Here is a 17,003-nt window from a genome sequence, read left to right on the forward strand (position 1 = left end):
AAGCTGACCTCCATCTTCGACATCAGGATGAATAACAGCGGTGGTAAGAAAAGAACTGACTGCCCCGGCGAGTAATGATGCTTGAACGGCTTCGTGCATGCCGGGAAGATTGGCATTGCATATTTCATACATACGTTCAGGACCACCCTATCATCACAAGGAACAATAGACGGTCGATAGCGCAGACGCTGGAATAAGAGCCTCTAATTGATCTTCAAATATCAACCATGCTTGTTGGTTCAAGGAGTTAATATGCGAATTGTGTTCTGTGGCGAGACTTTTCCCGATACTGCAGAGGCCCTTCGGCAAGCGTTGCCAGTCGATGCCGGTGATGAAGTGATTGTGTGGTCAGGAGAGGATCAAGAGACGCTTCCTAACAACATTGATGTATTGATTCCCAAAATGCACAGTGTCGATTCTCGCTTGCTTGAAATGAGCCGCTGCCGCCTCGTGCAACAATGGGGGGTAGGTCTGGAGGGTATCGATATTCTTGCGGCCGAGGATTTAGGCATTCCTGTCGCTAACGTCCCGGCCAATGGAGGAAACGCAAACTCCGTTGCGGAACACGCATTGCTTTTGATATTGGCGTTGCTTCGAAATTTGACCCAAGCTCAACTTAATGTGCGGAACGGCATATTGGGGGCGCCATCAGGGACTATGTTGGCGGGACGTACGGTGTGCCTCTACGGTTTGGGGGCAATCGCATTGCCGCTCGCTCGGCGTCTCAAAGCTTTTGACGTTAAATTGATCGGGCTGACGCGCCAGTTCAGTGCCGCGAAGATGGTGGAATTTGGCCTGGATGAATGTTACTCGCTGGAGGAAAAAGCCACCTGCTTGAAGCAGGCTGACATATTGGTCATCTGCGCTCGCCTCACTCCTGAAACCCGCAATAGTATAAGTGCCGATGAAATTGCTTCTCTCCCCGCAGGTGCATTGCTCATTAATGTAGCGCGTGGTGGTCTCGTTGAGGAGGCTGCGTTAATTAGCGCACTTCGCTCGGGGCATCTGGGTGGTGCAGGAATAGATGTTTACTGGCAGGAGCCGGTAGATACTCAGCATCCGCTTTTGCAACTGAGTAACGTTGTCGCAACACCGCATATTGCTGGCATCACACTCGATTCTCTCAAAGATATTGCGACAGGCGTTGCGGCTAATATCAATCGCCTGCGCGCGGGACTGCCCTTGCAAGGGGTAACCAATAGTCGAACCACCGAATGATTCTATGAGCACGGCCTATATCCGGGTTGATCTATCTAGTCGTTAAGCAAAGAGTGAACTTACTCCTTGCGCTAAGCGCGATCTATCGAACACATGGGCGCAACGCAATTAAAGAGGTTTAAATGACTGTTCTTAGCAAAAATAAAGGCATGAATATTACGGCGCTGAACCAAGGTAGTCACTTTGTAGACTTGAATGGCGTCCATTTACACTACCGAGTAAAAGGGAACGGTCCCCTGTTGTTTGTTGTTTCTCCTGGATGGGGTATAGGAAGCCTTTATCTGCAACGCGGCCTAGACTTTCTGACGGAACGCTTCAGAGTGGTATTTGTGGATACCCGCGGCAGCGGTTTATCTAAGCGCCCGAGCGACCCTGCCATGATGGGCAGCAGCCAAATGGCTGACGACCTGGACGCTCTGAGATCGCACCTCGGCCTCTCCACTATTGTTTTGTTGGGGCACTCAAATGGCGGAGCTATTGCATTGTCCTTTGCTCAACGGTACGCCGAGAGGGTCAGCAAATTAATACTGATCGATAGTCAGTTATTTGGATTTTCTGCAGCAGAGGATACTCATCGCTTCCTCTCCACTCGAGCCGAGAACCCGGACTACTCAAGCGCAGTCAACTTGGCTCATCACTTTTTTTCCGGCAAGGGCAAGCCACCAAGGAACGATGATGAACTCACGGAGTTTGTCGGTAATATTCTTGCGCTGTATTTGAATAATCCGGGTAAAAATCTCGCCACTGCCCGTCAGCAGCTTTCAGATAAACCGATCTCTTTTTATGCGTTCGGCAGTCAAAATGCCGCCGACGCCGCTGCTCAAAATGATCAAACGGTTTTGCTCCATTTGATAAAGGCACCCGTCCTAATCGTCAGTGGCAGGCATGACTGGATTTGCCCTATCGCCGTCGCAGAACGAATGCACGCAGGTATTAAAAATTCCACGCTGGAAATATTCGAGGAAAGCGGGCATTTACCGTGGATCGAAGAGCCAACCAAATTCCATTCAAAAATTGTCAACTTTCTTTCCTGCTGAGACTGATCGACTGCGCGCCGATAAGTGTGCAGGCCTAGTTTTAAATTACTAATCGTACCGCCGTTGACCCCAGCAAATGCGCAGCTGCTATTCCACGACATAGTTAAGACACAAAAGGCCCGCTAAAGTAGGCCATGGAGACTGTGAGCCGCATTTGATCCGCAAGTGCCCCATACAAGCTCCATCTATCACCCTGTCATTGACCAATCAATCGGTATCCCGTCTGAATGGATTGACTGAAGGCTGCTGCTGCAGCCTTCCACTCTCTATCAGACAGACCTATGATTTTTCATATCAGATAGATCTAACTAGCACAACGCTCCGGATCATAAGCAATTCGTCGGTTTGGGCAGGCCCGCCAGTTTCGCGGCGAGTTTGGCGGGGGTGCCTTTGAACAGTCGGTTCAGGTGCAGGCTGTTGCCTTTTTCCGGACCGAGCTTCAATGCGGTGTATTTGATCAGCGGGCGGGTGGCGGGCGACAACTGGAACTCGGCGTAGAAACTGCGCAGCAGCTCGAGGATTTCCCAATGTTCGGGGCTCAACTCGATGTCTTCCGCAGCCGCCAGGGCACTGGCGACCTCAGCCGACCAGTCACTTAGCTCGACCAGAAAGCCGTCCTTGTCCAGTTCGATGGCGCGGGCGCCGACCGTTAATGCATTCATAGCCAGCTGTTGACCTTGTCGTGGCGGATCGACAGTTCGACGAAGGCCGCGTAATCGATGGCAGTGGCCCAGTCCGGAACCTCGATGGCGCGGGCCTGGGCGTCTTCGGCCAGAACATAGAGTGGCAGGCCGCGCGCATTCAGCGTCTTGAACGGCGCGGTGCCCGGTTGCAAGGCATAGGCCGCGTCGCCGGACAGCAGCAGCACATCGCTGGCGCCGATCACGCGCAGGCAGCTGCTCAGGCGGTCGTCACCGAAAGGGGAATGAGACAACACATGCAAAGTCGACATCAGAGGGTGATCACCTGGTCGTAACGGTCAATAAGGGCGGTGATTTCATTGGCCGCGAGCACCTGGGCTTCTTCCAGCGACAGCGCGCTCGAGTCCAGGCCACGCTGCGCCGTGCTGTCGGCACAGACAAACAGTTGTTCAACGCCGAACATCGGCAGGGCTTGCAGGTTGGCGCTCAGGTCTTTCTGTTGCAGGGCCTTGGCGTCCTGTTGCGTCGCGAGCTGGAACACGCCGTCATCAAGAAACAGCAAACCGATCGGCAGATCGAAAGCGCCGCCAGCCAGCACGATGTCCAGCGCTTCCCGGGCGCCCGGTCCGGACCATGGGGCCTGGCGGCTGATGATCAACAAGGATTTGGCCATTTTATGCGCCTCCGAAACAGATCAGGCGGTCGGCGTCCTGCACTGCATCGTGCAACTGGCCGAGACCGGACAATTCCCACGGCGCGCCAACGGCGACCGCATCGCGTTGATAGCGTTTGGCTTCTTCCCCGTTGAGCACGCCCCGGCGCAGGGCGGCGGCGATGCACACCACGCCATCGAGTTTTTGCTCGCTGATGAAGGCGCGCCATTGCTTGGGCACGTCCAGTTCATCCTGGGGTGTCACTACGCTGCCGGACGCGTTATAGACGCCATCCTGATAGAAAAACAGCCGGACAATCTCGTGCCCGCCGGCCAGCGCTGCTTGGGCGAACAGCAGGGCGCGGCGCGATGAGGGCGCATGGGCGGCGGAAAATACGGCGATGGCGAACTTCATGACGGACTCGATCAGCGAAACTGCGGCCATGATAAAGCTTTATCGGCGGGGGGGCTAAATCGATGTTGTCTGTGCGGGCCTCATCGCTGGCAAGCCAGCTCCTACAGCGGATCTGCAATTTGGTGATCGACGCATTCCCTGTAGGAGCGGGCTTGCCCGCGATGGCGGCCGGACAGGCGACGCAAACACTTAGCGGGGCATGTAGCCTAACTGCCAGCGGTGGGGGATCTTCAGCGATAACAGGCCCAATACTGCCGCCAGCAATCCACTGGCAAACAGCGCCTTGAGCCCGAAGTGATGTTCCAGCACCGCACCCAGTACGGCGCCGGCGAACATACCGGTCCAGGGGATCAATTGCACCCGCCAGCCATTGCGCCGTTCGCCAAGCATCCAGCGACCCAGTCCACGGCCGAAGCGCGACAGAGCACCGGTGACGTAGGTCAGGCCGACCGGCAAGCCATTCACTTCTTCCACCGCAGCATTGAGCATGCCCATGGCGATGATTGCCGCCAGCAACGCGGGCAGTTGCGTCTCGTATGGCCAGGCCGCAGCAGCGCAGAGCAGGGTGGCGATGGACAACAGCAAAGGCAGTGCCCGGCGACGGCCCAGGCGGCTGACAATAATGCCCAGCGCATTGCCAAGGATGAACGTGGCGATGAGGATCACCAGACGCACGGTCAAGCCCAGGTCACCGTCGCTGATGGCGACGGCCATGCGGGTGGTGTTGCCGCTCATGAACGAAACAAAATCGCCGCTGGCCATGAAGCCGATGGCGTCGGTCATGCCGGCCAACACCGAAAGCATGGCCACCAGGCTCAGGCCGATACGCCCGCGCCATTTCTGGGTGTGCAGGTGGCCGGGGCTGGCGTGTGGCCGGGTGGCGGATGGCAGCATGGGCGATGGTGTCCTTGAGCGTTGGTCAGGGTTTGATCCCGTATAAATCGCAATATTCCAGCCAGTCCATGCCGGCCATCTCCGCGACTTCCCGGTGCACCTCGAGGCGCTGTGCTTCGTAATCCTGCGGTGTGGAAGCGGTCAGTTGCAAGGTCAATTCCCAGGCAAACAAACCAAGGCGCTCGGCTTCGGCCTCGAAGGCTTCATGCAAACGCTCGTCGCGAAACTGCGCCAGGGTCTCGCCTTTGGCCTGGGCGAGCAACGGATTGAGGTTGTCGAGTTCGACGCGCAGTTCGGGACGTTCATCGAGAAACGTGTTCAGTGCCTGTTCGTGTTGCAGCTCGGATGCCGCCATGGTCGCTCCTTGAGAATGGATTACGAAGACTGTTTCTTGCTGGCCTTGGCCGCTGCCGCCAGACACTCCAGGGCAAATTGCTCGGTGTAGGTCATCTGGATCGGCGTGGTTTCGCCTTTGACGGTGCGCTCGCCGTCGAGGATGTAACGAATGCGTTTGTCGGTGACGCCGATTCGCTTGGCGATCCAGGAGGGCGTCTGACCGATCTGGCTGATCAGTTTGTCAGCGTATTCAGTGGTCGGTTTGTAAAATTCGGCGTTGGGGGTCATGGGGTTTCCAGTCAAAGGTGCGATGCTGCGTATGGCGCGACAGGGTGCGCGAATCGTCGCGCGGTGTCGCGGTATAAATGAAGTAAAGCAGAACGATAGGCGGTGCCACGGTGATACAGTCGGCTTTTTCCTGATGAGTGAATGCAATGCGAATTCTGATGGTGGCGCTGGCCGTTACCTTGCTGGCGGGATGCGCGGGCTCGGCAATGAACGATGCTCGCACCAAGGCCCCGTACAAAACCCTGAACTCGGACAAGCCGGCAAAAGACGTCGCCCAGTGCGTGCAGTTTTCCTGGCAAGACGAAGCGGTATTCGGTGTTGACGCTGCTGCGTACCTGGAGCCCGCCGAGAAGGGCGGCACCACCGTTTACACCCGTTCGGCGGAGTCTTTCGTGGACGTGACCACCGATGCCTCGGGTACCGTGTTGAGCTACTACGCGCAACAGGACGACTTCGTCGCCAAGCGCCGGTTGGCGGCGTTGGCCACCTGCCTCTGATCTGATGGCGTGACGAAAACCCTTGCCGGCGATGGCATCGATGAAATCGCCATCGCCAGCAAGCCGGCTCCTACAGGTTAATTGTCGTACCTGAGGCGCTTCTGGAAAAAGAAGTGCTTGTGCCCCGGCGGGTAGTCGGCGATGTGACCGATCTCGCTGTAGCCGCATTTCTTGTAGAAATCCGGCGCCTGGAATTCGAAGGTATCGAGCCACAGGCCGATGCATTTTCGCTCCCGCGCCAGGTCTTCCGCCATCTGCATCAGCTGGGTGCCCATGCCCTGTCCACGGGCCTGTTCCGGCACCGACAGCAAGTCGATGAACAACCACTGATAAAACAATCGGGCGTAGAGTCCGCCGAGAATCTGGTCGTTTTCGTCGCGTACCAGCAGGGCAATGTTTTCGGGTATGGCGCCGTCGGCTTTCGACGCGTTATAGGCGCGCAACGGCAGCAAAATGGCTTGGCGTTCCTCTTCCGTGGGGGTTAGCGAGCACTCGATTCGTAACGTCATGGCTATGTCCTTATGGCTGTGAACGCCCAGCCTAACGTGGTCGCCGCCAATGTTCCATCACCGCTACCGGGTGGAACCGTCGCTGGCGCGCAGATGTCATTGATTAAGACGCGTCATCCCGAACGCGACCGATGAGGACACGCCGTGAATATTTTTGAAGCCTTGCGCGAAAGCCACGAACGCCAACGGACCTATGCCAAGGCACTGATCAAAACCAGCGGCGACACCCCCGAGCGGGTCGAAGCGTACAAACAGCTCAAGGCTGAACTGCAGGCCCATGAAACCGCTGAAGAGCGGCATTTCTACATGCCGTTGATGGAGTTCGACAACGGCGTCGATCTCAGCCGCCATGCGATTGCCGAACACCACGAGATGGACGAAATGATGGAAGAACTGGACGAGACCGAGATGTCCAGCCCGGCGTGGTTGGCGACCGCAAAGAAACTGTCGGACAAGGTTCATCACCATCTCAAGGAAGAGGAGCAGAAGTTCTTCCAGATGGCCGGCAAGCTGCTCAATGACAAACAGAAAGAAACGTTGGCGGGGCAATACGAGAAGGAATACCAGGCGCAGCTTGAATGAGGCGGCAGGCTTTCACTTAACATGGCCCGTCCGCTTCTGTGGCGAGCGAGCTTGCTCGCGTCGGGCTGCGAAGCGGCCCCGGCAATCTGAGGGGCTGGCGAACATTTGCCAGCGCTGCGCACTGGAGCGGGAGCAAGCTCTCTCGCCACGGAGAACGGGTTTACCCAAACAGGTCTGCGGTCATTCCGGCTCCGAAGGATTGTGCACCTTCCAGCGTCAGCAACAGCTCCTTGGCCTTGAGCCCGCCGGCGAACCCGGTCAATTTTCCCGACGCGCCGATCACCCGATGGCACGGCGCAATAATTGATATCGGGTTTTTGCCGTTTGCCGCTCCGACCGCTCGTACCGCACTCGGGTGGCCGATCTGTTCGGCGATCTGGCTGTAGCTGCGGGTTTCGCCAAACGGGATGGTCAGCAGTGCGGCCCAGACCTTCTTCTGAAATTCCGTCCCGGAAAAGTCCAGTTCCAGATCGAAGCGTTGCCGTGCACCGGAAAAATATTCGCGCAACTGCCCGGCGGCACGCACCAGCACCGGATTGTCCGGCGCTTCGACCATCACTCCCAAGCGCACCCGTCCAGGTTTGTCGTTTTCCCAGAGGATGGCGACCAGTCTCGAACCGTTCGCCACCAGCTTCAACTCGCCAACCGGGGAGGCCAGGGTGGTGCAGGTGTATGTCATGGCGCAAGCCCCGTGGGATTGTTGAACAGGCGTTAAGGATACTGCTTGTGGAGGGAGGCGCAATGCGCAATCCCGACCATACTTGGCTACTGCTTTTGACGGGTTTTCCTACTTAAAAACAAGAAGAGACTGACTCATGAAGTACGAACCTTTTGCCAAATCGCTGATAGCGACCTCGTTGGCGCTCAGCTGCCTGACTGCCCATGCCGCTTCCGTGGCCCCGGTCGCCGCTGAAAATGGCATGGTGGTCACCGCCCAGCACCTGGCCAGCCATGTCGGCGTGGATGTGTTGAAAAATGGCGGCAATGCGGTCGATGCCGCGGTAGCGGTCGGGTATGCGCTGGCGGTGGTGTATCCGGCAGCGGGTAACCTGGGCGGCGGTGGTTTCATGACCATTCAACTGGCCGACGGACGCAAGACTTTCCTCGATTTTCGTGAAAAAGCCCCTCTTGCGGCTACCGCCGACATGTACCTCGACAAGGAAGGCAATGTCGTACCGGAGCTGAGCACCCGTGGTCACCTGGCCGTCGGCGTGCCGGGCACCGTTTCCGGTATGGAACTGGCCTTGAGCAAATACGGCACCAAACCGCGCAAGGAAGTCATCGCCCCGGCGATCAAACTCGCTGAAGACGGTTTCGTGCTGGAACAGGGCGATGTCGAGTTGCTGGAATACGCGACCGACGTGTTCAAGAAGGACATCAAGGATTCCGGCTCGATCTTCCTCAGCAACGGCGAGCCGATGCAGGTGGGGCAGAAGCTGGTGCAGAAAGACCTCGGCAAAACCCTGCGCGAGATCTCCGAGAAAGGTGCCGACGGTTTCTATAAAGGTTGGGTCGCCGACGCCATCGTCACGTCCAGCCAGGCCAACAAAGGCATCATCACCCAGGCCGACCTCGACAAATACAAGACCCGCGAACTGGCGCCGATCGAGTGCGACTACCGCGGCTACCACGTGGTCTCGGCACCGCCGCCAAGTTCTGGCGGCGTGGTGATTTGCCAGATCATGAACATCCTCGAAGGCTATCCGATGAAGGATCTGGGCTATCACTCGGCCCAGGGCATGCACTATCAGATCGAAGCGATGCGCCACGCGTACGTCGACCGCAACAGCTACCTCGGCGATCCGGATTTCGTGAAGAACCCGATCGCCCATCTGCTCGACAAAAACTACGCCACCAAGCTGCGTGAAGCGATCAGTCCGCAGAAGGCCGCGGTGTCCAAGGACCTCAAGCCTGGCGTAGCACCCCATGAGGGCAGCAACACCACCCATTACTCGATCGTCGACAAATGGGGCAACGCGGTGTCGGTGACCTACACCCTCAACGACTGGTTCGGTGCCGGGGTCATGGCGAGCAAGACCGGGGTCATCCTCAACGATGAAATGGACGACTTCACCTCGAAAATCGGCGTGCCGAACATGTACGGCCTGGTGCAGGGCGAGGCCAACGCTATCGCGCCCGGCAAGGCACCGTTGTCGTCCATGAGCCCGACCATCGTCACCAAGGACGGTAAAGTGGTCATGGTGGTCGGGACGCCGGGCGGCAGCCGGATCATCACCGCGACCTTGCTGACCATGCTCAATGTCATCGACTACGGCATGAACATCCAGGAAGCGGTCGATGCGCCGCGTTTCCACCAGCAGTGGCTGCCGGAGGAAACCAACCTGGAAGCCTTCACCACCAGCCCGGACACGGTGAAGATCCTAGAAAGCTGGGGCCACAAGTTCGCGGGGCCGCAGGATGCCAATCACCTGGCGGCGATCCTCGTGGGCGCACCGTCGCTGGACGGCAAACCGGTGGGCAAGAACCGTTTCTACGGGGCCAACGATCCACGGCGTAATACCGGCTTGTCGCTGGGTTACTGAGGGTTGTGTTCGAGCAGGGACGGACTTATGTTCGTCCCTTGCCTCTCTGACTTTTCTAAGGAAGGAATCATGACCACCGCACTGTTAATCATCGACGTCCAGCAGGCCCTGTGTTCAGGCGAGTACGAATGCTTCGAAATCGGACGCGTCATCAACACCATCAACGAGCTTTCCGCGCGGGCGCGCAAGGCGGGTGCTCCGGTGGTGTTTATCCAGCACGAGGAAAAGGATAGCCCCCTTGCCCATGAGGCGGCTGGCTGGCAACTGGCTGAAGGGCTTGAGATCTCGTCGAAGGACCAGCGCGTGCGTAAAACCACTGGGGATTCCTTCTACCAGACCAACCTGCAAAAGCTGCTGCCGGAGCAGGACTTCGAGCGTCTGGTGATCTGCGGCCTGCAAACCGATTACTGCGTCAACGCCACGGTGCGTCAGGCGCTGAAGCTGGGATATGACGTGGTGCTGGCGGCGGATGCTCACTCCACGGTCGACAACGGTAACCTCACCGCCGAAGACATCATTGCCGAGCACAACAAGGATCTGGCGCACCTGAGTGGTTCCGTTGCCCGGATCGACGTGATCCCGGCTGCCGGGATCCGCTTCTGAATCCCCGCATTTCCTTGTAGGAGCCGGCTTGCTGGCGATAGCAGAGAGACAGTCACACCGCAGGCGCCAGCAGTGCTTACTTGATCAACGCTCTGGAAGGCCCCACTGCTCGCGCAACTGCTGGTATTGCACCTCGGGTAATTGCACCAGCAGCGGTGATTGGCGCGGGTCTAGCCAGTTGAATAAGCGGGCGATGTCCGTCGGGTCCATGGCCGTGCAGCCACGGGTTGGTACAGTGGGGCCGCGCCAAATGTGGAAGAAAATGCACGAGCCTGCAGCCGGGGACGCCGGTGTGTTGTGCTCGATGACAATGCCCTGGCGATACAAGTCATCTCGGCGACGCATGCGTTCCGAGCTGTTCCAGTCATTCGCCATTGTCGCGCCGTCGACCAGCTCGTTGTAACGGGTGGACTGTGGATCATCCACGCATTCGAGGGTCGGGGTCAGCGCGACATAGGACAGGCGTGTTTTAGCTGAAGTGTCATAGCCGAATGCGGTGCCCAGTTTGAACATCCCGGCCGGGGCTTTTCCGTCGCCTTCCTGCTTGACCGGGCCTGCCATTTGTTCAACGTCGAGCTGTCCTTTGCCCCAACCCATGCCGTTCTTGCCCAGCACCACGGGAAATGCCGCTTCGAACTTTTCAAAACGGTCACCGTGGCGTTCATAGCGCTGGGCGATGCCCTGAGCATCGTCCCAGTTTTTGCTGGTGACCACGATCAGTTGGTCGCTGTGGTCGAGTCCTTGGGCCAGCGCCGCCCATGGGAACAGCAGCAGCAATAGGATTTTGAGCACATTGTTCATGGTGCGAGCGGACTGATGGGGAAATCCATGACATCCGGCTTCTGCGCATTTGGGCTGTACGTGAAGTGCCACCACTCGTTGGCATAACCAGTAAATCCTTCCTTCTCCATGGCACGGCTGAGTCGTTGGCGATTGTCCTTGGCTGCGGCGCTGATCAGCGTCGAATCGGTGTGTGCACGCTCATCGAAGCAATCGAATCCGGTGCCCATGTCGACCGCGCCATCGTGCCAGCGCTGGCCATAATCGGCGGTGCAATCAACCGCGGGGGCGGCCGGCGTCCAGGTGTCGGCGGGCAGGGCGCCGGGGCCGGTCATGGTCAGGTCGACCGTATTGCCACGGGAGTGGTTGGACACCCGCGCCACGTAGCCCAGGCGCCAGAAGTCCTGCTTGTTTACCCGTGGGTAGAATTCGGTCTTGCGCGGGTCGCCCGGTTCGGTGGCGAAGCGTCCCATGTCGGCCACGGCACGACTGGGGCGATAGCAATCGAAGACTTTCAAGCCGTAGCCCTCGGCTTTCAGGGCCGCTTGTACCCGGGCCAGCGCTTTGGCTGCATCCGCCGACAACAGACACTCGGCTGCCCGGTAGCCGTCCAGCGGATGACCGGTGAAGTTATGGGCGCTGGCATAGCGGATGTCCTGCTCAATGCCAGGGTCGACGCTGCGCAGATACACCATGTGCTCGGGTGTCGACTCGTCGGCCAAACACGGCGTCGCGAGGCTCAGGCACAGCAAACACAGACCGGGTAAACGAAACATCGGGAAAGGCTCCATGCATGACCAGTCAGCGCATCATGGCTTGAAACTCGCGTTACCTCCATGAAGTTGTTGGTCGGCATGACAGGACGAGCGCACCAACGGGCCGGACGCCGCCTTCGCGAGCAGGGGTTGGCGGTGCTTGCAGGCATTTGTTCGTGGCGGTTGCTAGGCTGTAGATCCCTGAGACCGCAATGGAGCACCCTCATGCCTATCCAGGCCCTGCGCGCCGACGCCTCCCACATCGAAATCATTGCCCCGTTGTTCGATGCCTACCGGGGGTTCTACCTTCAGCCTTCCAACCTGCCACAGTCCCGTGATTTCATCGCCGAGCGCATTGCCCGGGACGAATCGGTGATCTTCCTGGCCATGGACAGCAGCGGCGAAGCACTGGGTTTCGTGCAAATGTTCCCGACGTTCTCCTCCATCGACGCGCACCGTACCTGGTTGCTCGGCGACTTGTTCACCACACCTGCCGCCCGGGGCAAAGGCGTCGGCTCGCTGCTGATGAACACCGCGCGCGACTTTGCGCGATTGAGCGGCGCCAAGGGCATGACTCTGGAAACCGCCACCGACAACTTCAGTGCCCAGCGTTTGTATGAGTTCCTGGGCTATGTGCGCGATCCCGGCTACTACACCTATTGCCTCGATCTGAAGCAAGGTTGAGCCCCGGGTTTATCGCAGGCCTTGCAGAAATTCGGCCTGGGCATCGGCGCTGGTGAGGATGCGATAACGCGTGCTGCGTGACACATCGCGGTCGCGAAACCGTTCGTAGACCGGTTGGAACATACTGCGATTCAACCCCGGGTGTTGTTGCGTCAGATAGCGCTCGCAAGCGGCGTCGTAGTCCTCAACCGAGATGAATTTCCTGAACCAGTACCGGTAGAAATAGCCCAGCAGAAAACCCAGGCTGAAATCGTGATCCAGCACCGAGTGCGCGCAGCATTCGAAATCAATCAGCCTCAACTCGCCATCGGGACCGATCAGAATGTTCTTGGGGTGAGGGTCCATGTGCACGAACCCTTCACTGAGCATCCGGCCGAACAACGGCAGAATATCCAGCAGCAACGCAACAGCCTGCTCAGGCTGGGCAATCAAGCGGTCATCGACGCTGCAATGGTCGTCGAAAAAATTGACCAGCAAATACTCTTCTTTCAAAAACGGAAAACGCCCGACGTGGCCGAACGCCGCGACCCTTGGCGAGGATGTCGACTTGCTCGACACCGCCGACAGGTTGATGAATTCGTTGGTCAGGTCATGCAGGCCGAAAACCCGCTTGAGCCCGAGAAAGTTCTGCAGCTGCTTTTTCCAGTGGGTCAGGCGATTGTGTTTCAGCACCCATTTGCGCTCACCTTCGAGCAGAAACACGCTGCGGGTCGCTTCGGGAATGTCCAGCAATGCGTACTGGGCGGGTTGGGCAAAAAAACGCTCAAGCAATACCGTCAGTTCGCGTTGCTGACCCGGGTCGAGGTGGAACGTGACGCCAGCGATTTTCTGCTGGCTGAGGCGCGAGGTGAGGTATTTGAGATGACGCATGTGCAGCCCCTGACAAGACAAACCGGTCCATGAAGCGTCGGCAAACGGCACGACGCCCGACGTTATCGGCAGGGCGGGTCATACCGTTAATCCGAATGAGGACTAAATGTCTGCAGGTTGCTTACGCCTGGTTGCCGAACACCGGCCGGAAGAAGCTGCGCTCGTAGCTGAGGATGCAGCGGGTTTCTTCGGCGTACTGGAACGCGGCGATGCATTCCGGGTCGTTCATCGATGTCTGCCGGTAGTGTTCATACGCGGCCAGGCTCGGGAAGGTGAACATGGCCATGGCGATGTTGTTGGCACCCTCGGACGGCAGGAAGTAGCCGTGATGCTGGCCGCCGAATTTCTCCACCAGCGGTATCCACAACTTGCCGTAGTGCTCGAACGCTTCGAGCTTGTACGGGTCCAGCACATATTTGAGGTAGCAGGTGATCATGGGTTTTTCTCTCTGTCGGGGTTAAGAATTTGGCATGAGTTTTCGGCGTTGCGCTAGCGCGGATTCTGCTCCCGGGTGGCGCGAGCAAATTCGATGAAGGCCTTGAGCGTCGCCGGCACATGCCGTCGGCTCGGGTAGTACAAATGCAGGCCGGGGTAGAAGGGGCACCATTCGCCCAGCACCTGGACCAGGCGGCCGTCGGCGATAGGCGCTTTGACCATGTCTTCGAAGATATAGGCCAAGCCGACGCCCTGTATTGCCGGGTCGACCATCAGGCTGACGTCGCCGAGGGTCAGCGGGCCGTCGATTTCGATTTCCTGGGCGATCCCGCCCCGTTCGAACTCCCAGCGATACAGCGAACCACTGGGGAAACGATGGCGGATACACGGCAGGCCACGCAAGTCCCCGGGCTTTTGCGGAACGGCGTGCTGCTCGAAGAATGCCGGTGAGGCCACGACCACTGAACGCATGTAGGCACCGATGGGCAGCGACACCATGTCGGCCTCGAGACGCTCGCCGAAGCGCACCCCGGCGTGAAAACCCTCTGCCACCACATCGACCAGACCGTCATCAGCGACGATCTCCAGTTTCACGTCCGGATAGGCTTGCAGAAAACGGGCGGCCAAGGGCAGCAGGACCAATTCCGCGGCCTGGCGACCGGCAGTGATCCTGAGATTGCCGGAGGGTTTGTCGCGAAAACTGTTGAGGTCCTCGAGCGCGTCGTCGATGTCGCGAAACGCCGGCTTCAATCGCGCGAAAAGACGTTCTCCCGCCTCGGTCAGGCCGACGCTGCGGGTGGTCCGATTGAATAGCCGTACGCCGAGGCGGTTTTCCAGCGTGCGCACTGAATGGCTCAGCGCCGAAGGCGTCAGTCCCAGTTCCACCGCAGCCCGGCTGAAATTCAGGTGAGTGGCCACGCTCAGGAACGTTGAGAGGTCTGCCGCCGAGGGTGCTTTCATTTGTGAGTGCCTTTCACAAAGCTATGCAAAATTGCTGGGATTATCACATGAGTAATGGAGTTTTAAAGTGGCGTCAACTCATCAAGAAGGCCCGGCAATCACGCTAGGGTCGCTGACAGGAGGAGTTGAAATGCGTACCTGGTTGATTACTGGAGCTTCCCGTGGTTTTGGTACCCTCATCGCAGAACGTGCTCTGCGTGCCGGCGACGCGGTGATTGCCACCGCCCGTAAACCTGAAGACGTCATCGCCAAACTGGGCAATCATCCCAACTTGCTGGCCGTGCGCCTGGACGTCACTCGCGAAGAGGAAGCGCATCAGGCCGTCGCTGAAGGCATCAAGCGTTTTGGCCGCATCGATGTGCTGATCAACAATGCCGGTTTCGGCGTGTTGGGTGCGGTCGAAGAAACCAGCGCCAGCGAGACTGAGCGTCTGTTCGCCACCAACGTTTTCGGTTTGCTCAACGTGACCCGCGCCGTACTGCCGCACATGCGCCGCCAGCGTTCAGGGCATGTGATCAATATCTCTTCGATTGGCGGCTATCAGGCCTACATGGGCTGGGGTGTCTATGGTTCCACCAAGTTTGCGGTGGAGGGCATTACCGAGGCGTTGCATCAGGAACTGGCGCCGCTGGGCATCCACGCCACGGTGGTCGAACCGGGCTTTTTCCGCACTGATTTCCTCGACGAGCAATCACTGGTGAAAACTGCGTTGGAACTGCCGGACTACGATGCAACCGTTGGTGCGATGCGCAAGTATGCCGAGGCGGCGAACCATGCGCAGCCGGGTGATCCGGTGAAGTTCGCCGAGGCCATGCTGGCCCTGGTCAATGCACCGAAACCGCCGCAACGGCTGGCGCTGGGCAGCGATACCATCGCGCGCATTGAAGCGAAAAACCGTTTTGTTGCCGAGGAGCTGGCCGAGTGGAACGAGCTGGCGCTGTCCACTGACTTCAAGGACTGAAGTCAAACCACAAAACCCTGTGGGAGCGAGCAAGCTCGCTCCCACTTTTGGATTGCGGTGATTCCAAGGACGCTCAGCGACATTCCATGCAGAAGTAGGGCATGACGTCGGAGCTGGCGTCGTAGCCATTGCTGCCATCGGCGTAATGGTTCTGCCGCAATCGGTCCGAGCCGCCTTCGGCTACGCGGGTGCCGCGCATCGAGTTGTAGCCGGCTGCCACGTTGTTTTGCTTCAGTCGATCGGAACCGTCCGAGGCCAGCTGCCGTTCTTTGAGCCGATCGGCGCCGCCCTCGGCGAGCCGGCGTTCTTGCAGGCGATCGGCGCCACCTTCGGCGAGCCGGCGTTCTTGCAGGCGATCTGCTCCACCTTCGGCCAGTTGTCGTTCCTTGATGCGGTCGTTCGCACCTTCGGCAACGTTGTGGGCAGCGGTGCCGGCACCGCTCGTCGTGGCGCCGGCTTCTGCAGCCTGGGTGTTCGCCGCGATAAAACCGAGGGCCGAAAAGAGGGCAATTCCTAGTGCAAGTTTAGGGGTGTTCATCATGTTCACCTGGTGAGTCACGGGATTGTTCACGCAACGTTCGGGTTGGCATGAATGCCGGGTATTGCAGTTCCGATATTCATGCCAGCCATCTTAATTGGCTGAGAAAACACGTCACTTATGCATAGGTTGTCCAGGTGAACATCAAGGTGTTAAAGACTCATACTCAAGTTTGCCCAGGGGCGGTCATTGAACCGCTGGCTGAAAAGCTTCGGATGAGCTGCCAAGTCATGCTCAAATGGCGGCCATTTTTTGTGATGGGCGATGGCGGGTAGGGAGTTGTACATGAACAAAGCGACGGTGTTGGCGCTCGTCCTGAGCCTCGGACTGTTCAACGTGCCAGCGAATGCAGCCGGGGATGCCGAGGCGGGCGGGAAACTGTTCAAGCGGGTGTGCGGTGGCTGCCATCAGGTCGGGGAATCGGCGCGAGCGTTTTTTGGGCCGCAGCTCAACAATGTGATTGGGCGGGAGGCCGGGAGTACCACGGATTACCAGTATTCCGATGCGATGAAATCATCGGGCATCGTCTGGACGCGGGAAAAACTGGCGGCGTACATCGAGGACCCGAAGGCCGTGGTGTCCGGTACGCGGATGATTTTCTGGGGGATCAGTGATCGGGAAAAGATTGATGATTTGTTGGCGTATTTGCAGGGTTTCCAGGCGCCTTAGGTGGGTGGGTATGGAGGCGGGGGCGTTACCATTGCTACGGTAACGAGCGGCCCTGGTTCCTGCGAATACCTACTGTAGGAACCAGCTTGCTGGCGATGACGCTCTACCAGTCAACCCATCTCTGACAGTTTTTCCC

At 58.4% G+C, this 17,003-nt stretch carries 24 protein-coding genes; 9 read left to right on the forward strand and 15 right to left on the reverse strand.

Annotated elements, in window-relative coordinates:
* Positions 1-252 precede the first annotated feature (252 nt).
* Positions 253-1,218 carry a 2-hydroxyacid dehydrogenase gene (locus tag KHO07_RS10240; RefSeq protein ID WP_212627105.1) on the forward strand — a complete coding sequence of 322 codons (966 nt, stop codon included), beginning with the start codon at positions 253-255 and terminating at the stop codon, positions 1,216-1,218.
* 122 nt (positions 1,219-1,340) lie between these two features.
* The gene (locus KHO07_RS10245) at positions 1,341-2,255 is read left to right on the forward strand and encodes an alpha/beta hydrolase (RefSeq protein ID WP_212627106.1); all 915 of its coding nucleotides are present in this window, start codon (positions 1,341-1,343) and stop codon (positions 2,253-2,255) included.
* Positions 2,256-2,581: 326 nt separating this feature from the next.
* Here the strand turns inward: KHO07_RS10245 and KHO07_RS10250 are convergent, their stop codons facing one another.
* The 7 genes from KHO07_RS10250 to KHO07_RS10280 form a co-directional block, all read right to left on the reverse strand.
* Positions 2,582-2,917, reverse strand: a complete 336-nt coding sequence (locus KHO07_RS10250) for a TusE/DsrC/DsvC family sulfur relay protein (RefSeq protein WP_212627107.1) — start codon at positions 2,915-2,917, stop codon at positions 2,582-2,584.
* Positions 2,914-3,207 carry a sulfurtransferase complex subunit TusB gene (tusB, locus tag KHO07_RS10255; RefSeq protein WP_212627108.1) on the reverse strand — a complete coding sequence of 98 codons (294 nt, stop codon included), beginning with the start codon at positions 3,205-3,207 and terminating at the stop codon, positions 2,914-2,916. Before tusB ends, KHO07_RS10250 begins: the two co-directional genes overlap by 4 nt.
* Entirely contained in the window at positions 3,207-3,569 is a 363-nt protein-coding gene (gene tusC / locus KHO07_RS10260; RefSeq protein WP_075947922.1) for a sulfurtransferase complex subunit TusC, read from the reverse strand. The genes tusB and tusC overlap by 1 nt, the downstream gene beginning before the upstream one ends.
* Before the next feature lies 1 nt (position 3,570).
* Entirely contained in the window at positions 3,571-3,963 is a 393-nt protein-coding gene (gene tusD / locus KHO07_RS10265; RefSeq protein WP_075947921.1) for a sulfurtransferase complex subunit TusD, read from the reverse strand.
* Positions 3,964-4,152: 189 nt separating this feature from the next.
* The gene (locus KHO07_RS10270; protein ID WP_150735160.1) at positions 4,153-4,857 is read right to left on the reverse strand and encodes a YoaK family protein; all 705 of its coding nucleotides are present in this window, start codon (positions 4,855-4,857) and stop codon (positions 4,153-4,155) included.
* A gap of 25 nt (positions 4,858-4,882) precedes the next feature.
* Positions 4,883-5,212: a DUF6388 family protein gene (locus KHO07_RS10275; RefSeq protein WP_150735159.1), complete on the reverse strand. Its 330-nt coding sequence runs from the start codon at positions 5,210-5,212 to the stop codon at positions 4,883-4,885.
* Positions 5,213-5,232: 20 nt separating this feature from the next.
* Positions 5,233-5,481, reverse strand: a complete 249-nt coding sequence (locus KHO07_RS10280; RefSeq protein WP_034146936.1) for a hypothetical protein — start codon at positions 5,479-5,481, stop codon at positions 5,233-5,235.
* A gap of 146 nt (positions 5,482-5,627) precedes the next feature.
* On the opposite strand from KHO07_RS10280, the gene KHO07_RS10285 reads away from it, so the two are divergent.
* On the forward strand, positions 5,628-5,978 hold the full coding sequence (locus KHO07_RS10285; RefSeq protein WP_150735158.1) for a hypothetical protein: 351 nt from the start codon (positions 5,628-5,630) through the stop codon (positions 5,976-5,978).
* A gap of 77 nt (positions 5,979-6,055) precedes the next feature.
* Here the strand turns inward: KHO07_RS10285 and KHO07_RS10290 are convergent, their stop codons facing one another.
* On the reverse strand, positions 6,056-6,487 hold the full coding sequence (locus KHO07_RS10290) for a GNAT family N-acetyltransferase (RefSeq protein ID WP_212627109.1): 432 nt from the start codon (positions 6,485-6,487) through the stop codon (positions 6,056-6,058).
* Between the two features lie 144 nt (positions 6,488-6,631).
* Between KHO07_RS10290 and KHO07_RS10295 the strand changes: the two genes are divergently transcribed.
* Positions 6,632-7,069, forward strand: coding sequence for a hemerythrin domain-containing protein (locus tag KHO07_RS10295; protein WP_212627110.1), 438 nt, complete (start codon positions 6,632-6,634; stop codon positions 7,067-7,069).
* Positions 7,070-7,229: 160 nt separating this feature from the next.
* Here the strand turns inward: KHO07_RS10295 and KHO07_RS10300 are convergent, their stop codons facing one another.
* On the reverse strand, positions 7,230-7,748 hold the full coding sequence (locus tag KHO07_RS10300) for a methylated-DNA--[protein]-cysteine S-methyltransferase (protein ID WP_212627111.1): 519 nt from the start codon (positions 7,746-7,748) through the stop codon (positions 7,230-7,232).
* Between the two features lie 136 nt (positions 7,749-7,884).
* On the opposite strand from KHO07_RS10300, the gene ggt reads away from it, so the two are divergent.
* Positions 7,885-9,612: a gamma-glutamyltransferase gene (ggt, locus tag KHO07_RS10305; protein ID WP_150735154.1), complete on the forward strand. Its 1,728-nt coding sequence runs from the start codon at positions 7,885-7,887 to the stop codon at positions 9,610-9,612.
* Positions 9,613-9,681: 69 nt separating this feature from the next.
* Positions 9,682-10,215, forward strand: a complete 534-nt coding sequence (locus tag KHO07_RS10310; protein WP_150735153.1) for a cysteine hydrolase family protein — start codon at positions 9,682-9,684, stop codon at positions 10,213-10,215.
* Positions 10,216-10,299: 84 nt separating this feature from the next.
* Here KHO07_RS10310 and KHO07_RS10315 read toward each other — a convergent pair whose 3' ends face one another.
* Entirely contained in the window at positions 10,300-11,016 is a 717-nt protein-coding gene (locus KHO07_RS10315) for a L,D-transpeptidase family protein (RefSeq protein WP_212627112.1), read from the reverse strand.
* The gene (locus tag KHO07_RS10320) at positions 11,013-11,771 is read right to left on the reverse strand and encodes a M15 family metallopeptidase (RefSeq protein ID WP_212627113.1); all 759 of its coding nucleotides are present in this window, start codon (positions 11,769-11,771) and stop codon (positions 11,013-11,015) included. The genes KHO07_RS10315 and KHO07_RS10320 overlap by 4 nt, the downstream gene beginning before the upstream one ends.
* 204 nt (positions 11,772-11,975) lie before the next feature.
* On the opposite strand from KHO07_RS10320, the gene KHO07_RS10325 reads away from it, so the two are divergent.
* Entirely contained in the window at positions 11,976-12,434 is a 459-nt protein-coding gene (locus KHO07_RS10325; RefSeq protein WP_212627114.1) for a GNAT family N-acetyltransferase, read from the forward strand.
* Positions 12,435-12,443: 9 nt separating this feature from the next.
* On the opposite strand, the gene KHO07_RS10330 is transcribed toward KHO07_RS10325, so the two are convergent.
* The 3 genes from KHO07_RS10330 to KHO07_RS10340 all read right to left on the reverse strand — a co-directional run bounded on the left by KHO07_RS10330 (position 12,444) and on the right by KHO07_RS10340 (position 14,699).
* Complete coding sequence (locus tag KHO07_RS10330) at positions 12,444-13,304, reverse strand: phosphotransferase (RefSeq protein ID WP_212627115.1); 861 nt, start codon at positions 13,302-13,304, stop codon at positions 12,444-12,446.
* A 121-nt stretch (positions 13,305-13,425) separates the two neighbouring features.
* Positions 13,426-13,740, reverse strand: coding sequence for an NIPSNAP family protein (locus KHO07_RS10335; RefSeq protein ID WP_212627116.1), 315 nt, complete (start codon positions 13,738-13,740; stop codon positions 13,426-13,428).
* A 53-nt stretch (positions 13,741-13,793) separates the two neighbouring features.
* The gene (locus tag KHO07_RS10340; protein WP_212627117.1) at positions 13,794-14,699 is read right to left on the reverse strand and encodes a LysR family transcriptional regulator; all 906 of its coding nucleotides are present in this window, start codon (positions 14,697-14,699) and stop codon (positions 13,794-13,796) included.
* A gap of 130 nt (positions 14,700-14,829) precedes the next feature.
* Here KHO07_RS10340 and KHO07_RS10345 point away from each other — a divergent pair, with 130 nt between their 5' ends.
* Positions 14,830-15,660, forward strand: coding sequence for an oxidoreductase (locus tag KHO07_RS10345; RefSeq protein WP_212627118.1), 831 nt, complete (start codon positions 14,830-14,832; stop codon positions 15,658-15,660).
* A 73-nt stretch (positions 15,661-15,733) separates the two neighbouring features.
* Here KHO07_RS10345 and KHO07_RS10350 read toward each other — a convergent pair whose 3' ends face one another.
* Positions 15,734-16,198, reverse strand: a complete 465-nt coding sequence (locus KHO07_RS10350) for a hypothetical protein (protein ID WP_244858276.1) — start codon at positions 16,196-16,198, stop codon at positions 15,734-15,736.
* Positions 16,199-16,483: 285 nt separating this feature from the next.
* Between KHO07_RS10350 and KHO07_RS10355 the strand changes: the two genes are divergently transcribed.
* Complete coding sequence (locus KHO07_RS10355; RefSeq protein WP_212627119.1) at positions 16,484-16,867, forward strand: cytochrome c family protein; 384 nt, start codon at positions 16,484-16,486, stop codon at positions 16,865-16,867.
* The last annotated feature ends 136 nt before the right edge of the window (positions 16,868-17,003 follow it).

Source organism: Pseudomonas sp. PP3, from assembly GCF_905336995.1.
Taxonomy (GTDB): Bacteria; Pseudomonadota; Gammaproteobacteria; order Pseudomonadales; family Pseudomonadaceae; genus Aquipseudomonas; species Aquipseudomonas reinekei.

What these genes read in the sequence shown, in the direction of transcription:
- KHO07_RS10355 (WP_212627119.1), top strand. Translation starts at nt 16,484, where the DNA reads ATGAACAAAGCGACGGTGTTGGCGCTCGTCCTGAGCCTCGGACTGTTC.
- KHO07_RS10300 (WP_212627111.1), bottom strand. Translation starts at nt 7,748, where the DNA reads ATGACATACACCTGCACCACCCTGGCCTCCCCGGTTGGCGAGTTGAAG.
- KHO07_RS10290 (WP_212627109.1), bottom strand. Translation starts at nt 6,487, where the DNA reads ATGACGTTACGAATCGAGTGCTCGCTAACCCCCACGGAAGAGGAACGC.
- KHO07_RS10280 (WP_034146936.1), bottom strand. Translation starts at nt 5,481, where the DNA reads ATGACCCCCAACGCCGAATTTTACAAACCGACCACTGAATACGCTGAC.
- KHO07_RS10315 (WP_212627112.1), bottom strand. Translation starts at nt 11,016, where the DNA reads ATGAACAATGTGCTCAAAATCCTATTGCTGCTGCTGTTCCCATGGGCG.
- KHO07_RS10310 (WP_150735153.1), top strand. Translation starts at nt 9,682, where the DNA reads ATGACCACCGCACTGTTAATCATCGACGTCCAGCAGGCCCTGTGTTCA.
- KHO07_RS10335 (WP_212627116.1), bottom strand. Translation starts at nt 13,740, where the DNA reads ATGATCACCTGCTACCTCAAATATGTGCTGGACCCGTACAAGCTCGAA.
- tusC (WP_075947922.1), bottom strand. Translation starts at nt 3,569, where the DNA reads ATGGCCAAATCCTTGTTGATCATCAGCCGCCAGGCCCCATGGTCCGGA.
- KHO07_RS10320 (WP_212627113.1), bottom strand. Translation starts at nt 11,771, where the DNA reads ATGTTTCGTTTACCCGGTCTGTGTTTGCTGTGCCTGAGCCTCGCGACG.
- KHO07_RS10250 (WP_212627107.1), bottom strand. Translation starts at nt 2,917, where the DNA reads ATGAATGCATTAACGGTCGGCGCCCGCGCCATCGAACTGGACAAGGAC.
- KHO07_RS10345 (WP_212627118.1), top strand. Translation starts at nt 14,830, where the DNA reads ATGCGTACCTGGTTGATTACTGGAGCTTCCCGTGGTTTTGGTACCCTC.
- tusB (WP_212627108.1), bottom strand. Translation starts at nt 3,207, where the DNA reads ATGTCGACTTTGCATGTGTTGTCTCATTCCCCTTTCGGTGACGACCGC.
- KHO07_RS10240 (WP_212627105.1), top strand. Translation starts at nt 253, where the DNA reads ATGCGAATTGTGTTCTGTGGCGAGACTTTTCCCGATACTGCAGAGGCC.
- KHO07_RS10325 (WP_212627114.1), top strand. Translation starts at nt 11,976, where the DNA reads ATGCCTATCCAGGCCCTGCGCGCCGACGCCTCCCACATCGAAATCATT.
- KHO07_RS10330 (WP_212627115.1), bottom strand. Translation starts at nt 13,304, where the DNA reads ATGCGTCATCTCAAATACCTCACCTCGCGCCTCAGCCAGCAGAAAATC.
- KHO07_RS10270 (WP_150735160.1), bottom strand. Translation starts at nt 4,857, where the DNA reads ATGCTGCCATCCGCCACCCGGCCACACGCCAGCCCCGGCCACCTGCAC.
- KHO07_RS10285 (WP_150735158.1), top strand. Translation starts at nt 5,628, where the DNA reads ATGCGAATTCTGATGGTGGCGCTGGCCGTTACCTTGCTGGCGGGATGC.
- KHO07_RS10340 (WP_212627117.1), bottom strand. Translation starts at nt 14,699, where the DNA reads ATGAAAGCACCCTCGGCGGCAGACCTCTCAACGTTCCTGAGCGTGGCC.
- ggt (WP_150735154.1), top strand. Translation starts at nt 7,885, where the DNA reads ATGAAGTACGAACCTTTTGCCAAATCGCTGATAGCGACCTCGTTGGCG.
- KHO07_RS10350 (WP_244858276.1), bottom strand. Translation starts at nt 16,198, where the DNA reads ATGAACACCCCTAAACTTGCACTAGGAATTGCCCTCTTTTCGGCCCTC.
- KHO07_RS10275 (WP_150735159.1), bottom strand. Translation starts at nt 5,212, where the DNA reads ATGGCGGCATCCGAGCTGCAACACGAACAGGCACTGAACACGTTTCTC.
- KHO07_RS10245 (WP_212627106.1), top strand. Translation starts at nt 1,341, where the DNA reads ATGACTGTTCTTAGCAAAAATAAAGGCATGAATATTACGGCGCTGAAC.
- tusD (WP_075947921.1), bottom strand. Translation starts at nt 3,963, where the DNA reads ATGAAGTTCGCCATCGCCGTATTTTCCGCCGCCCATGCGCCCTCATCG.